The 14,432-nt window shown below is 59.5% G+C and carries 14 protein-coding genes; 7 read left to right on the plus strand and 7 right to left on the minus strand.

The features are described 5' to 3' along the window. Positions 1–17: 17 nt before the first annotated feature. Positions 18–1,622: an MBL fold metallo-hydrolase RNA specificity domain-containing protein gene (locus JQM66_RS02365; RefSeq protein WP_235228203.1), complete on the minus strand. Its 1,605-nt coding sequence runs from the start codon at positions 1,620–1,622 to the stop codon at positions 18–20. Positions 1,623–1,756: 134 nt separating this feature from the next. Here JQM66_RS02365 and JQM66_RS02370 point away from each other — a divergent pair, with 134 nt between their 5' ends. The 5 genes from JQM66_RS02370 (at position 1,757) to JQM66_RS02390 (ending at position 8,859) form a co-directional block, all read left to right on the plus strand. Continuing rightward, on the plus strand, positions 1,757–2,962 hold the full coding sequence (locus JQM66_RS02370; RefSeq protein ID WP_235228204.1) for a hypothetical protein: 1,206 nt from the start codon (positions 1,757–1,759) through the stop codon (positions 2,960–2,962). Positions 2,963–3,157: 195 nt separating this feature from the next. Continuing rightward, positions 3,158–5,911 carry a preprotein translocase subunit SecA gene (gene secA, locus JQM66_RS02375; RefSeq protein WP_235228360.1) on the plus strand — a complete coding sequence of 918 codons (2,754 nt, stop codon included), beginning with the start codon at positions 3,158–3,160 and terminating at the stop codon, positions 5,909–5,911. 372 nt (positions 5,912–6,283) lie between these two features. Then, the gene (locus tag JQM66_RS02380; protein ID WP_235228205.1) at positions 6,284–6,505 is read left to right on the plus strand and encodes a hypothetical protein; all 222 of its coding nucleotides are present in this window, start codon (positions 6,284–6,286) and stop codon (positions 6,503–6,505) included. Positions 6,506–6,517: 12 nt separating this feature from the next. Beyond that, positions 6,518–7,333 carry a peptidoglycan editing factor PgeF gene (pgeF, locus tag JQM66_RS02385; RefSeq protein ID WP_235228206.1) on the plus strand — a complete coding sequence of 272 codons (816 nt, stop codon included), beginning with the start codon at positions 6,518–6,520 and terminating at the stop codon, positions 7,331–7,333. Continuing rightward, complete coding sequence (locus JQM66_RS02390; protein ID WP_235228207.1) at positions 7,330–8,859, plus strand: ABC transporter substrate-binding protein; 1,530 nt, start codon at positions 7,330–7,332, stop codon at positions 8,857–8,859. Before pgeF ends, JQM66_RS02390 begins: the two co-directional genes overlap by 4 nt. Positions 8,860–8,898: 39 nt before the next feature. Here the strand turns inward: JQM66_RS02390 and JQM66_RS12655 are convergent, their stop codons facing one another. Then, positions 8,899–9,618, minus strand: coding sequence for a pyridoxamine 5'-phosphate oxidase family protein (locus tag JQM66_RS12655; RefSeq protein WP_328284102.1), 720 nt, complete (start codon positions 9,616–9,618; stop codon positions 8,899–8,901). 112 nt (positions 9,619–9,730) lie between these two features. Here JQM66_RS12655 and sigK point away from each other — a divergent pair, with 112 nt between their 5' ends. Then, positions 9,731–10,438 (plus strand): RNA polymerase sporulation sigma factor SigK, encoded by a 708-nt coding sequence (gene sigK / locus JQM66_RS02405; RefSeq protein ID WP_235228208.1) that lies wholly within the window; start codon positions 9,731–9,733, stop codon positions 10,436–10,438. Positions 10,439–10,482: 44 nt separating this feature from the next. Here sigK and lexA read toward each other — a convergent pair whose 3' ends face one another. Beyond that, entirely contained in the window at positions 10,483–11,073 is a 591-nt protein-coding gene (lexA, locus tag JQM66_RS02410; protein ID WP_235228209.1) for a transcriptional repressor LexA, read from the minus strand. 309 nt (positions 11,074–11,382) lie between these two features. Here lexA and secG point away from each other — a divergent pair, with 309 nt between their 5' ends. Then, positions 11,383–11,622 carry a preprotein translocase subunit SecG gene (secG, locus tag JQM66_RS02415; protein ID WP_235228210.1) on the plus strand — a complete coding sequence of 80 codons (240 nt, stop codon included), beginning with the start codon at positions 11,383–11,385 and terminating at the stop codon, positions 11,620–11,622. A gap of 64 nt (positions 11,623–11,686) precedes the next feature. On the opposite strand, the gene JQM66_RS02420 is transcribed toward secG, so the two are convergent. The 4 genes from JQM66_RS02420 to JQM66_RS02435 all read right to left on the minus strand — a co-directional run bounded on the left by JQM66_RS02420 (position 11,687) and on the right by JQM66_RS02435 (position 14,430). Beyond that, the gene (locus tag JQM66_RS02420) at positions 11,687–12,406 is read right to left on the minus strand and encodes a polysaccharide deacetylase family protein (protein WP_235228211.1); all 720 of its coding nucleotides are present in this window, start codon (positions 12,404–12,406) and stop codon (positions 11,687–11,689) included. A 123-nt stretch (positions 12,407–12,529) separates the two neighbouring features. Continuing rightward, the gene (locus JQM66_RS02425) at positions 12,530–12,919 is read right to left on the minus strand and encodes a hypothetical protein (RefSeq protein WP_235228212.1); all 390 of its coding nucleotides are present in this window, start codon (positions 12,917–12,919) and stop codon (positions 12,530–12,532) included. 151 nt (positions 12,920–13,070) lie between these two features. Continuing rightward, on the minus strand, positions 13,071–13,415 hold the full coding sequence (gene rplQ, locus JQM66_RS02430; protein ID WP_235228213.1) for a 50S ribosomal protein L17: 345 nt from the start codon (positions 13,413–13,415) through the stop codon (positions 13,071–13,073). A gap of 64 nt (positions 13,416–13,479) precedes the next feature. Beyond that, complete coding sequence (locus tag JQM66_RS02435; protein ID WP_235228214.1) at positions 13,480–14,430, minus strand: DNA-directed RNA polymerase subunit alpha; 951 nt, start codon at positions 14,428–14,430, stop codon at positions 13,480–13,482. Positions 14,431–14,432 lie beyond the last annotated feature (2 nt).

The following is a 14,432-nucleotide window of genomic DNA, read 5'->3' on the forward strand; positions in this document are numbered from 1 at the left end:
GTGGGACAAATTTTTTCTCACGCCTCCCACTTCTCCAGCAGCTGCCGCAGCTGGTCGGCGAACCGGGCCAGACTCTTGTTGTCCCGGCCCTTGGAGCGCTTGATGCTCTCCATGAGCATATTGCCCACAGCCACCAGCCGCTCGTAGGCGGAGGAGGTGCGGACGCCGGTGACGGCGGACTTGGTCTTCCGCTCCGGCAGATAGCCGGGCTCCAGCACCTTGTCGGCAATCAGGTCATAGACCTCGGTGTACTGGGGCGCATGGGCGGTGAAGCCCAGGTTGGTGATGCTCTGGGCAAAGAAGGGCGCCACCTCCCGGTCACCGTGGACCACAAAGACATGCTGGGGCTTGGGCGCCTTAAAATTCTGGATCCAGGCCAGCAGGTGGTCCCGGTCGGCATGGGAGCTGAGTCCCTTGAAATTCACGATCTGGGCGTTGACGGCGATCTCCTCGCCGAAAAGCTTGACGCTCTTGGCGCCCTCCAGCAGGGTCCGGCCCAGGGTACCCTCGCCCTGGTAGCCCACGAATACCACGGAGCTCTCCTTCCGCCACAAATTGTGCTTCAGGTGGTGGCGGATACGGCCCGCGTCACACATACCGGAGGCGGAGATAATGACCTTCGGGGTGGGGTCCATGTTCAGCAGCTTGGATTCCTCGCTGGTCTCCGTCATCCGCAGGTTGGTGAAGTTGAACATGTGGGTGCCGTCCTGCACCAGCTCCAGTGCATCCTTGTCCAGATAGCCGTGGAGGTCGCCGGTAAAAATGGTGGTGGCCTTTTTGGCCAGAGGCGAATCGATATAGACCGGGAAGTCCGGGTTGGACTTTACCAGACCGGCGTCCTTGATCTCCCGGATGAAGTACAGCAGCTCCTGGGTTCGACCCACAGCAAAGGAGGGAATCACCACGTTGCCGCCCCGGCCGATGGTCTCGTCGATGATCTTCGCCAGGTCGTCGGTGTAGCTCCAGACCTCCGTATGGTTGCGGTCACCGTAGGTGGACTCCATGACCACATAGTCGGCACCGTCCAGATAGGTCGGATCCCGGATGATAGGCTGCTTGATGTTGCCCAGGTCGCCGGAGAACACCAGATTCTTGGTGACGCCGTCCTCCGTGGCGTGGACGATGATGCTGGCGCTGCCCAGCAGGTGTCCGGCGTCCACAAACTCCACCGTCACGCCCTCGCACAGGGGCACGGTCTGGCCGTACTCGCAGGTAGTGACGAACTCCCGGACACGCTGCGCGTCCTCGATGGTATAGAGCGGCTCCACCTTGGGGGCGCCGGAGCGCTCCGCCTTGCGGTTCTTCCACTCGGCGTCCGATTCCTGGATATGAGCGGAGTCCATCAGCATGATGTCCAGCAGGTCCGCCGTCAGGCGGGTGGTCACAATACGGCCCTGGAAGCCCTGCTTGATGAGCATGGGTACCCGGCCGGAATGGTCGATATGGGCATGGGTGATGAGAACGAAATCAATGCGGCCAGCCGCGAAGGGCAAGGCTTCATTGTCCACCTCGTCTCTCCCCTGCTGCAGGCCGCAGTCCACCAGAATGCGCTTGCCGCCTACCTCCAGGCAGTGACAACTGCCGGTGACGCACTGATCGGCACCGTAAAAACTGAGCTTCATACGCGGGACCTCCTTCAGATATTCGATACAAATATTGTAGCACGTTCTTTGAAAAAGTACAACGGAAAAGCACAGTCTGCCCGGGGGAGCACATTGTAACCGCTTTGTTCTTGTTTTTCGGGAAGCTTTTCGGTATGCTGAGCACAAGAGGTGATGGTATGGCGCCCCGCACATTGCTGATCCCGTCCTTGCTGGACGACTGGTTCCCCCTGCTGCAATACGCCTTCGCGTCAGACCGCTGGACTCCGGTGATGCTGACAGAGGACGGCCCCCACCTGGCCCACCTGGGCCTGCGGTACATCCACAGCGACATGTGCTATCCCGCTCATCTGGTGGCGGGACAGGTTCTGGCCGCCCTGGGCTCCGGGAAGTACGACACCGCCCGCTGCGGCGTTCTCATCGGCCAGGCTGGAGACGAATGCCGGGGCTCCTGCTTCATCCGCCTGATGCGGGGCGTCCTGGACCGGGCGGGCTATCCCCAGGTGGCCCTGGTGTCCCTGAACGTCCGGGACATTGACCGGGAAAACGGACTCGCCATCCGCCCGTCCATGGTCTGGCAGGCCCTGGCCGCCGCCGTGTGGGGCGATGCCCTGGCCATTCTCCGGGACCAGACCCGGCCCTTTGAGGCCGTTCCCGGTTCCGCGGAGGCCCTGTGGCATCAATGGATGGAGGACTTAGGCCGAGACCTGCAAAGCGGGAAATTTCTGTCCCGGCGGGCCATCCTGGCCCGGTGCCGGGAGATGGCGGACAGCTTCTGCCGCCTGGACACCGTGGAGCGGGAGGTGCAGACCGTTGCCGTCGTGGGCGAGGTCTATACCCGGCACTGCCGGCTGGGCAACTGGGATTTGAAGCGCTATCTGGCGGCGGAGCACGTCCGGGTGTGTGCCGGAGGGCTGACCTGGCAGGCGCTGTATTATATGGACTCCCACGCCCTGAAAGGCCCTGCTGTTCAGCGGATTTTCTACCAGGCGGTGCGGAGCTATACCGCCGCCGTCCAGCGGGAGTTGGTGGGCATCCTCCGCGGAGCCGGATACATGACCCTGCCGCCCCTGCCGGAGCTGAAACGTCAGGCGGAAGGCTATGCCCCGCTGAACGTCACGGTGGCGGACGGCTGGCTGGTGGCCGCCGAGGTCGTGGGCTGGGCTGGACAAGGCGTCCGCAAAGTCCTCTGCATCCAGCCTTTTGCTTGCCTGCCGGGACACATCTTCGGCAAGGGGCAGTACGCCGCCCTCCAGCGGAAGCTGCCGGATATTCGGCTGGTCAGTGTGGACTACGACGCCAGCACCGGCGAGGGCTCAGTCCAGAGCCGGGTGCGGATGCTGCTGGACGAAAAATTGTAAAAAAGGCGCTGTTAGCCCCTTCATCACCGGGACCGCCCCGCAAGGGTCGTCTTTTCATCGTCCAAATCGTAAACTTTTTTCGCAGACGCCTGATTTTCTTTGCATTTCACATCGGTTTGTGGTATGCTAGCATAGATTTATTATGAATATGCTGATATTCCTGATACAGGCAAAATCAGAAAGGATGTTTCAAATATCATGGGTCTGTTGAAAACACTGTTTGGCGATTCCAGCTCCCGGGAGCTGAAGTCCATCTACCCCATTGTGGACAAAATCGAGGCCATGGCCGACGAGTACAAGGCCATGACCGATGCCCAGCTCCAGGCGAAGACGCCAGAGTTCAAGGAGCGTCTGGCAAACGGCGAGACGCTGGACGATATCCTGCCGGAGGCCTTCGCCACCGTGCGGGAGGCCGCTGACCGCGTGCTGGGCATGCGTCCCTACCGGGTCCAGCTGGTGGGCGGCATCGTGCTGCACCAGGGCCGCATCGCCGAGATGAAGACCGGTGAAGGCAAGACCCTGGTAGCCACCCTGCCCGCCTATCTGAACGCCCTGACGGGCCGCGGCGTCCACATCGTCACCGTCAACGACTATCTGGCCAAGCGTGACTCCGAGTGGATGGGTAAGGTCCACCGCTTCCTGGGGCTGAAGGTAGGCCTGATCGTCCACGGTCTGACCTCCCAGCAGCGGCAGGCCGCCTACGCTGCCGACGTGACCTACGGCACCAACAACGAGATGGGCTTCGACTACCTCCGTGACAATATGTGCATCTACTCCAGTGAGCTGGTGCAGCGGGGCCACGCCTTCGCCATCGTGGACGAGGTGGACTCCATCCTGATCGACGAGGCCCGTACCCCCCTGATCATCTCCGGCCAGGGCGAAAAGTCCACCCAGATGTACGACATGGCGGAGATGTTCGTCTCCCGCCTGAAAAAGCGCGTTGTGGTCCAGGTGGACGACAAGGAGGAAGAGGACACCACTGTCGACGCTGACTACATCGTGGACGAGAAGGCCAAGTCCGCCACCCTCACTGCCCGGGGCATTTCCAAGGCGGAGGAGTTCTTCCATGTGGAGAACCTGTCCGACCCCAGCAACGCCACCCTGAACCACCACATCAACCAGGCCCTGAAGGCCCACGGCACCATGAAGCGGGACACCGACTACGTGGTGAAGGACGGCGAGGTCATCATCGTGGATGAGTTCACCGGCCGTCTCATGTTCGGCCGCCGGTATTCCAACGGCCTGCATCAGGCCATCGAGGCCAAGGAGCACGTCAGCGTCCAGAGCGAAAACAAGACCCTGGCCACCATCACCTTCCAGAACTACTTCCGCCTGTACGACAAGCTGTCCGGTATGACCGGTACCGCCATGACGGAGCAGGAGGAATTCGGCACCATCTACAACCTGGACATCGTGGAGATCCCCACCAACCGTCCCAACCAGCGGCAGGATCACCACGACGTGGTGTACAAGACCGAGGCCGGCAAGTTCCGGGCCGTCATCCAGCAGGTGAAGGAGTGCCATGAAAAGGGCCAGCCCGTGCTGGTGGGCACCGTGTCCATTGAGAAGAACGAGCTGCTCAGCAAGCTGCTGGCCCGGGAGGGCATCAGCCACAACCTGCTGAACGCCAAGAACCACGAGAAGGAAGCCGAGATCGTGGCCCAGGCCGGTAAGTTCGGTGCCGTCACCGTGGCCACCAACATGGCCGGCCGTGGTACCGATATCATGCTGGGCGGCAACGCCGAGTATCTGGCCAAGGCCGACCTGGTGAAGGCCGGTTATTCCGAAGAGGTCATCGTGGACGCCACCGGCTACGCCGACACCGACAATCAGGAAATTCTGGACGCCCGCAAGCTGTTTGCGGAGCGGATGGCCCATCACAAGGCCATCATCTCCCAGGAGGCGGAAAAGGTCCGTGCCGCCGGCGGCCTGTTCATCATCGGCACCGAGCGCCATGAGTCCCGCCGGATCGACAATCAGCTGCGCGGCCGCGCCGGCCGTCAGGGCGACCCCGGCGAGACCCGGTTCTATATCTCCCTGGAGGACGACCTGATGCGCCTCTTCGGCGGCGAGCGCATCAACAACATGATGGAGCGCTTCGACCTGGACGAGGATACCCCCATCGAGAACAAGATGCTGACCAAGGCCATTGAGAACGCCCAGACCACCGTGGAGAGCCGCAACTTCCAGTCCCGGAAATCCGTGCTGGAATACGACGACGTCATGAACAAGCAGCGAGAGATCATCTATGCCCAGCGCCGTCAGGTACTGGACGGCATGGACATCAAGGAGACTGTGCTGAACATGATGCACACCTCCATCTCCAACCATGTGGCTCTGGCCTTCGGCGAGAGCCAGCATCTGGACGCCGCCGGCTACCGGGATATGATGCGTGGCCTGGAGGGCATCTACTTCCTGCCCAGCGCCATCTGCATCCCCTCCTCCGAGATCCCCGGCAAGACTCAGGAGGAATTCACGGACCTGTTCATTCAGGCCGCCGAGAAGACCTACGAGGCCAAGGAGACCGAAATTACCAGCCCCATCATGCGGGAGCTGGAGCGGGTCATCATGCTGCGTGTGGTGGATGAGTACTGGATGGACCATATCAGCGCCATGGACGATCTGAAGCAGGGCGTCCGCCTGCAGTCCTGGGGCAACAACAACCCCGTGGATGTCTATAAGCGGGAGTCCCTGGAGATGTTTGAAGAGATGATCTCCGCCATTCAGGACGAGACCGTCCGCCGCCTGTACTCCGTCCGTCTGAAGAAGGACGAGGAGGTCAAGCGGGAGCGGGTGGCCAAGGGCATGGTGGAGAATGTGGGCGGCGACGGTACTACGCCGAAAAAGCAGCCCATGAAGAAAACCGTAAAGATCGGCCGCAACGATCCCTGCCCCTGCGGCAGCGGGTTGAAGTGGAAGAAGTGCACTTGCAAAGAATATCACGACTGACGTCTTCTAGGAGGAGCAGGCTCCCCCTCAACCTCCCCCAACACAGTCGCGGCATAACGATTCCCGGATACTTCGTATCCGCCAATCGTGCCGCTTCCTCGAAACAGCCTCGCTTCATCCGCCACTGGCGGCGCTTCGGCTGTTTCCACCAGTGACGTCGGTCACTGGTGTGTGCGCCCCAAGGGCGCACTGGTCAAGGCATTTTCGCCACGCACATGTCGCAGCGAAAATGATGAAATGTCCTTGATTTGCCGCTGGCAAATCAACTGGGGAACCCACCGGTTTCCCCTAGTCCCCTTCCTAAATCCAAGCACGCCCCCTGTTCTCCTGCCGGAGGGCAGGGGGCGCTTTGCTACCAGAAAGGAGTCTGCCATGAAAGACAACGACGGCGTCCTGGCTCTTTTGCAGGACATCAAAGACATCCTTTACGGCATCGCCCTGCTGCTGACAGGCGGGCTGTTGTGCGTGGCAGGCATCCTGCTGGGCGGATGGGGCATCTTGCTGTCCGCCGCAGGCGTCGTTTTCCTGCTGGCCGGACTGATTTATGCCCGTCATGGCTACAACCACCACGAAGTCGTGGAAAAGCAAGATTGAACGGAGGTCCTTATGCCTTTTGAAACCCATGAACAAACCGGTCTGATCTGGTTGACCTCTCCCCTGCTGGGCGGCATCGGCCACGGTTTTTCTACCCGGCAGGGCGGCGTGTCCGCCGCCCCCTGGGATTCCCTGAATCTGGGGGTGGGCCGGGGGGACGATCCCGCCGCTGTGGTGGAAAATTACCGCCGGTTCTGCGGCGCCGCCGGTATGGACGAAAACCGGGTAGTCCTCAGCAAGCAGGTCCACGAGACCACCGTCCGGGTCTGCACCGCCGCCGACGCTGGGAAGGGCCTGTGGTCCTCCCGGGACTACACCGCCGACGCCCTTGTCACCAACCAGCCGGACCTGCCCCTGGTGGTCTTTTCCGCCGACTGCGGCATTATCCTGCTGTACGATCCTATCCAGCAGGCCGTTAGCGCCGTCCACGCCGGGTGGCGGGGCTGCGCCGCTGGGATTGTGGAAAAAACCGTCCGGACTATGACCGAAGTATTCGCCTCTGATCCAAGCCATATATTAGCCGCCATCGGCCCCTGTATCGGTCAGTGCTGCTTTGAGACTGACGGGGACGTGCCCGCCGCCATGGAGGCCGCTCTGGGCGATGACGCCGCGCCCTATATGGAGCGCCGTGGCCCCAAGTGGCACGTGGATCTGGCGGGACTCAACCGCCAGTGGCTGCTGCGCTCCGGTCTGACACTGGGCCACATCGACACCTGCGGTCTCTGCACCGCCTGCCATCCTGACCTGTTCTGGTCCCACCGGAAAATGGGCGAGGCCCGGGGCGCCCAGGTGGCCATGATCGCCCTGTCCAAGGAAGGTTCTTTATGAAACAACGCCTGCTGAAAACCATATGCTTCCTGCTTCTCCCAGTCCTGCTGCTGACCGGCTGCTGGCAGGAGGAGCCATCCCTCCTCGGAGAGGGCGAACTGCTCCAGACCGATCAACAGGAGACAGAGCCTTCCGGCTCCCGGGTGATCCTGCCAGAGCTGTTCTCCCTGCCTTACGCACCGGAGCTGACCCTGGACCCCGTTACCTGCCCCGACGGAATGCAGCAGGTGGTGGCCTCCCTGATCTGTGAGGGGCTGTTCCGCCTGGGGACCGCTCTGGAGCCGGAACCCTGCCTCTGCCAGAACTACACCTATGACGAGACTACGTACACTTATGTCTTTACTCTGCGAAGCGGTGTCACCTTCTCCGACGGTACGCCTCTGACCTCTGATGACGTGAAGGCCACCCTGGACAGAGCCGGAAAATCCGAACGTTACGGCAGCCGCCTTTCCGGTATCTCCCAGGTTATTGCCGGAGACACCACCGTGACTGTGGTTCTTTCCGCTCCCAACACCGGCTTCCCCGCCCTGCTGGACGTGCCTGTCGTCAAAGCAGGCACGGAGTCCTCCCCTATCGGCACCGGGCCGTACCTGCTCTCCACAGAGAGTACCGGGACCTATCTGGTATCCAATCAGTCCTGGTGGCGTGGCAGCCAGCCCACTGACCGCATTGCTCTGGTGGAGGCCATCGATCAGGACACCATGCTCTACCGCTTTACCTCCCACGATGTCCAGCTGATAACCGCCGACCTGACAGGAACAGACCCCATCAGCGCCACCGGCAGCATCAGCTACTGTGACGCAAACACCACCATTCTGCAGTATCTGGGCTGCAACGTGACCCGGGAACCGCTGGACACCCCCGCCTTCCGGCGTGCCCTTTCCCTGGGGATCTCCCGTCAGACCCTGGTCAGCGCTTTTCTCTCCGGCCACGGCACCGCCGCCCAGTTCCCGGTCTCCCCGGTCTCTCCTCTCTATCCGGAGGACCTGGAGGAAACCGAAAACCACGAAACCTTTTTCGCCGCTCTGAAGGAAAGTGGTTATACTCCCGATCGCACTTTGACGCTGCTGGTGAATGAGGAAAACAGCTTCAAGGTCTCCGTGGCTGAGGCCATCGCCGACAGCTTCTCCTCTGACGGTGTGCCTATGACAGTCAAGGCCCTGCCCTGGGAGGAATACACGGCTACTCTGGCCGCCGGAGATTTCGACCTCTATTACGGTGAAGTCAAGCTCACCGCCGACTGGGACCTGCGCTCCCTGCTGTCCACAGAGGGTACTTTGAATATGGGTGGTTGGACTGATTTCCAGACGGATCAGCTGCTGTCCGCCTTCGTCTCCTCCGCCGACCGCCCCGCCGCCATGAAGCAGTTGTGCACTCGTCTGCGGGAACAGGCTCCCATTCTGCCCATCTGCTTCAAATCCACCTCCGTGCTGATGCAAACAGATGTGCTGACCGGGCTGACGCCCACCATGGCGGAGCCCTTTTACAATCTGTCCGACTGCACCATCCAGCTCCGGGAATCCTGAAGATGAACAAGCCGCTGTCGGCCGACAGCGGCTTGGTGCTTATTGTTTAGCTTTTCCAGTGATCTCCTCTACAGTGATTCGCCAAATCCCAGTCCGTGCCAGACTCCGCCGGACGGCGTCGTCAAAGCCCGCCATGTTGTCCGGCGTATGGCGCTGGCAGAGAAGCCGCAGCGCTTCGATCCTCTCCTCGTCCTCCGTTACTTCAGTGGCGCTGCCGAAGGCCACAGCAGACTCGTACAGCGTAGTGAAGCGGTCCTGCTGGATGGCGGTGTCACCCACGCAAGTGATGCAAACCCTGGGGTTCGCCCGCAGGCATCGGGCCTTCCGCCCCTCCATGGCACTGTGAAAATACACCTGCTTGCCTTTCCGGACAATGGTGATCGGTAATCCGTAGGGTGTGCCGTCCTCCGCCGTCATGGACAGGAAGGCGTATTCGCACTTGTCCACCACTTCCCATGCAAACTCCTCCGACATCTGCCGGTCCTTTCTCCGCATCTCCGTCATGGTTTTCTTCTCCTTTTCCGCTATCAGCGCTAACTTCTCGCGCCGGGTCAACTGCTTGATGGCTGCTTCCCGTCGCAAGGCCGATGACTTGTCCGGCAGTTCCTCCCAATAGGCCAACCCTACCGGCAAGTGGCTGCGGGTGTATTTGGCACCCTTCCCGCTCTGGTGAACCGCCAGACGTCTGGGAATGTTGTCTGTATAGCCCGTGTACAGGGAGCCGTCCCCGCAGCGCAGCATATAGACATACCAGCTCACAGCCAGACCCCCTTCCCAATCTGGCCATCAGTATACCACAGTTTTCCTTAGAATGCAAAGACACATAGGGACTTCCTCCTTCCGCATAGATAGAAGGGAGAGGAGGCGTTCTATGCTGTCTGCCGCACTGCTGCTGTTTGCCAATACCCTGCTATTTTCCCTCCGTCTGTCAGGGAGCGGTTCTTTCCCCAAGCCGCTGTCTGCCGCCGAGGAGCGGGAATGGCTGGACCGCTATGCCAAAGGAGACCCCGAGGCGCGGAATGTTCTGATTGAGCGGAATCTTCGCCTGGTGGCCCATATCATCAAGAAGTACTACACCCAAAACGGAGACCAGGAGGACCTGATCTCCATTGGAACCATCGGGCTCATCAAGGGTATCTCCAGTTTTGACCCTTCCAAAGGCGCCCGCTTGGCCACCTACGCCGCCCGCTGCATTGAAAACGAAATTCTGATGTACTTTCGCGGCCAGAAAAAGCTCCAGGGTGAAGTATCCCTGTCAGACTCTATTGAATCCGATAAGGAGGGAAACGCCCTGCAGCTGATGGACGTGGTTGGGGTGGACGACACCATGCTGGAGGACATCCACGACCGGGACAGTGCACTGAAGCTGCGTCAGCTAGTACAGGAGTGTCTCACGCAGCGGGAATCCGAGATCATTCGCCTGCGTTACGGTCTGGGCGGGACCGTCCCTCTGACCCAGCGTGAAGTTGCAGTTTCCTTCGGCATCTCCCGCAGCTATGTATCCCGCATTGAAAAGCGGGCATTGGAAAAACTGCGGGCAGAACTGGAGCGGCCACAAAGTCATCTTCCCCAAACATAAAGGGACTGCGGCATCCCGCAGTCCCTTTTCTTTCTCTCAATCTCTCAATAGCGGCGCACAACAGCGGCTACTTTGCCCAAAATCTGAGCATAGGTACCATCAATGGGAGAATACGCCTCGTTCTCCGGCAACAGCCAGATATGCCCGTTCTGCTTGGAAAATCGCTTGACTGTAGCCTCGTCTTCGATCATGGCGACCACGATCTCACCGTTGCTGCAGGTCTGCTGGCGGCGTACTACCACCAGATCATCCGGCAGGATACCAGCGTTCAGCATGGACTCACCTCGGACACGAAGGGCAAAATACTCGTCCCCATGGCCACCGGTGTCAAAAGTGAGATAATCCTCAATGCACTCCTCCGCCAGGATCGGGCTGCCTGCCGCCACGTTGCCCACAATCGGAATCTTATCCTCCGGCACAGCGGGCGCCGTCAATGTAATGGCCCGGCCCTTACCCGCGCCTTTTTCGATGACTCCCGCTTCCTCCAAATGCTTCAGATGGAAATGTACTGTGGACGGGGATTTCAGCCCAACCGCCTCGCCGATCTCCCGCACAGAGGGTGGATAACCCTGTTCCCGGATGCAGGATGCGATGTATTCATAGATCCTCTGCTGCATATTGGTCAGTTCCGCCATAATGGACCTCCTGTTCTCTTTGCAGCTTCGCAAATACTTTACCTGTATTCTATCACACCATTTCCTTAAATGCAAACATTTGTTCCATATTTTGCAGATTTTTTAGAAACCCGTCCTGCGGGAAATTCCTTTCATGATCTGTTCACCCTTTTTATTTATGCATGATGACGCTGTAAACCGCTCTTCCCGCAAAATGGACTTCTTTTTTGAAAAAAGCCCTTGAAAACACAGAAAAACTATGGTAACATGGACATCTGTGAAGCGACTAAATATGTATCGCGTAAGCGTGAATTTTGGAGGTTATCTGTTATGTCTGCTTTGAAGCTCGTTGTCACCATTCTGCAGCTGCTGTGCGGCCTGGCCATCATTGTCGCCGTTCTGTTCCAGTCCGGCAAGAGCGCCGGCCTGTCCGGTGCCATTGGTGGTGTTGCCGATTCTTTCCTGGCCAAGAACAAGGCCAAGACCCTGGATGCCAAGCTGGCCCGTGCCACCAAATGGGTTGGCGCCGTCTTCCTGATCCTGACCCTGATCCTGCTGATCATGGGCTGATTCCCTTTTGCGGCAATCATCAACGTTCAAAAAGGAACTCCCCGAACATTCGGGGAGTTCCTTTTTATGTTGTTCCAGTGCCGGTGCGGTACAGCTCTCCCGCCTCCGGCGTCACGCCATTCAGACACAAAAGCTCCTCCACGGTCACAAAGCAGTAGCCCTGCGCCTCCAGGGTATCCACCACCTTCAGGGCGGCGTCCACGGAGGTGTCATAGATATCGTGGAGCAGGATGATACTGTTGGGCTTCACATGCTTCAGAATCGCCTGAACCACTTTGTCCGTATTCTTGTTCTCCCAGTCCCGCGGGTCCACGGACCACTTGACCATGGGAACCCGGACCAGCTTTTCCGTGCCCGGCGTGATCAGCCCATAAGGCGGCCGCAGCCAGTATCCGCTGCCTCCCAAAAGCGTTTCCAGCAGTTCTTCTGTTTTCCCCACCTCTTCCTGAATGACGGCTGTTGAAGCACCCTCCAGCCGCACGTGGCTCCAGGTGTGGTTTCCTACCTGATGGCCCTCCGCCTGCATCCGCCTTACCAGCTCGGGATACCGCTCCGCTTCTTCGCCTACCAGGAAGAACGTAGCGCTAGCGCCCCGTTCTTTGAGCCCCTCCAGCAGGCGGTCTGTGGTGCCCCGGCGGGGGCCGTCATCAAAGGTCAGGGCAACGTAGTTCGTCTCTGCGGGGATCTGGGCCGCACCGTCTGCGGCAAGGTTCGCCGGCGCTTCTTCCACCCGCAGGAGCAGCAGGCTTATGCAGAGGCCCAAAAATATCCAGTGTTTTCGCATCCGCTTTCATTCCCTCCGTTTTTTCAAAGGTAGGTTATGCAGTTGCGAAAAAAATACCGCTGTCAAAAATTTGTTGAAAATCGCAGAACCGTCCCGGGTCCAATATGGCCCGGGACGGTTACTTTACAGGAATATATAAAAGATCTGGCTCAAAATATTCAATGCGATCACAGCGAAAATGATCCAGAATACCAGGCCCACGGGGTTCTTTTTTCCCGCTGCGCGCTGGGACTTCCGGGCAGGCTGGCGGGTGGCCGCCTGCGCCCTTCGCCAGGGCAGCTCCTCTGCTTCCAGATTGGTCCCACGGCGCTTCCGGTTCTCCGCATGCAGTTCCGCATGGACAAAGGAATTGCGATGGTTCTCTTCGTTGATGCCCTCCACCCGGATCACGGTCCCGTCCACGCCGATATCCAATGTCTTGGCAGGCTGCGTAAAGGCACCGCAGCGGGGGCAGAAATCATCCACATCGTAGTTATACCGCTTTCCGCATTCGTGGCATCGAACCCGTCTCATAGGACCGCCTCCTTTTCTCTGGAAAGCATTATAGCACAGTGTACTCTGTTTGGAAAGCCCTGTGCTTTCTTTCCCGGGAAAACTCAAAAAGCCCTTTGCAACGTGCCTAGGTACACATTGCAAAGGGCTTTTGAATCCGGGGAAATGAGACTTATTTCACCAGTTCGATGATGGCAGTCTCAGCGGCGTCACCGCGGCGGACGCCGGTGCGCACGATGCGGGTGTAGCCGCCGTTGCGCTCAGCATAGCTGGGAGCGATCTCCTTGAACAGCTTCTTGCAGACGTCCTCACGGGTGATGAAGCTCATAGCCTGACGATAAGCGGCCAGGTCGTTCTTCTTGCCGAGGGTGATCATCTTCTCAGCCATGGGCTTGATCTCCTTGGCACGGGTGACGGTGGTCTCCATCTTCCCGTTGTCCAGGAAATCCGTGACCTGCTGACGCAGCATCGCCATGCGCTGGTCAGTGGTCTTGCCAAGTTTCCGAGTTCCGGGCATTTCGGTTTCCTCCTTATCAGGATTTTGGTCAGCCGGTGGGTTCTGTCCGCCGGCGTAGAATCAATTAGTTGTTTTCTTCGTCGGCCAGATGCAGGCCCATCATAGCCAGCTTGTTGATGACCTCTTCCAGGGACTTACGGCCCAGGTTGCGGACCTTCATCATCTCGTCCTCGGTCTTGGAGATCAAGTCCTCAACGGTGTTGATGTTGGCGCGCTTCAGGCAGTTGAAGCTGCGGACGGAGAGGTCCAGCTCCTCAATGGTCATCTCCAGGACCTTGTCCCGCTGGGCTTCGGCCTTCTCCACCACGGTGGGCTTGCTGCCCACGTTCTCAGAGAGATCGGTAAAGAGGGTGAAGTGGTCACACAGGATCTTGGCGCCCAGGGACACAGCGTCACGGGCGGAGATGGTACCGTCGGTCCAGACTTCCAGGGTCAGCTTGTCGAAGTCGCTGGAGGCTCCCACGCGGGTGGGCTCCACGGTGTAGTTCACCTTGTACACAGGGGTGTAGATGGAGTCCACGGCGATGGTGCCGATCACGTTCTGCTGAGGCTTGTTGCGGTCAGCGGGCACATAACCGCGGCCGTGGGACAGGGTGATCTCCATGTTCAGAGTGGCACCGTTGTCCAGGGTGGCAATGTGCATATCGGGGTTCAGGACCTCCACCTCACCGTCGGCCTTAATGTCGCCGGCAGTGACTTCGCAGGGACCCACAGCCTCGATATAAACGGTCTTGACCGTTTCACTGTGCAGCTTGGTCAGGAGGCCTTTTACATTCAGGACGATCTCCGTCACGTCTTCCTTCACACCGGGGATGGTGGAAAACTCATGCTGGACACCGGCGATCTTGATGGTGGTCGGAGCGGTGCCGGGCAGAGAGGAAAGCATAATGCGGCGGAGCGCATTGCCCAGAGTCGTGCCGTATCCGCGCTCCAGGGGCTCCACCACGTACTTGCCGTACGTCACGTCGCCGGGCGCCTCGATACATTCGATCTGGGGCTTTTCAATTTCGATCATGC

The organism is Oscillibacter valericigenes (assembly GCF_021531915.1).
GTDB classification, from domain to species: domain Bacteria; phylum Bacillota; class Clostridia; order Oscillospirales; family Oscillospiraceae; genus Oscillibacter; species Oscillibacter valericigenes_A.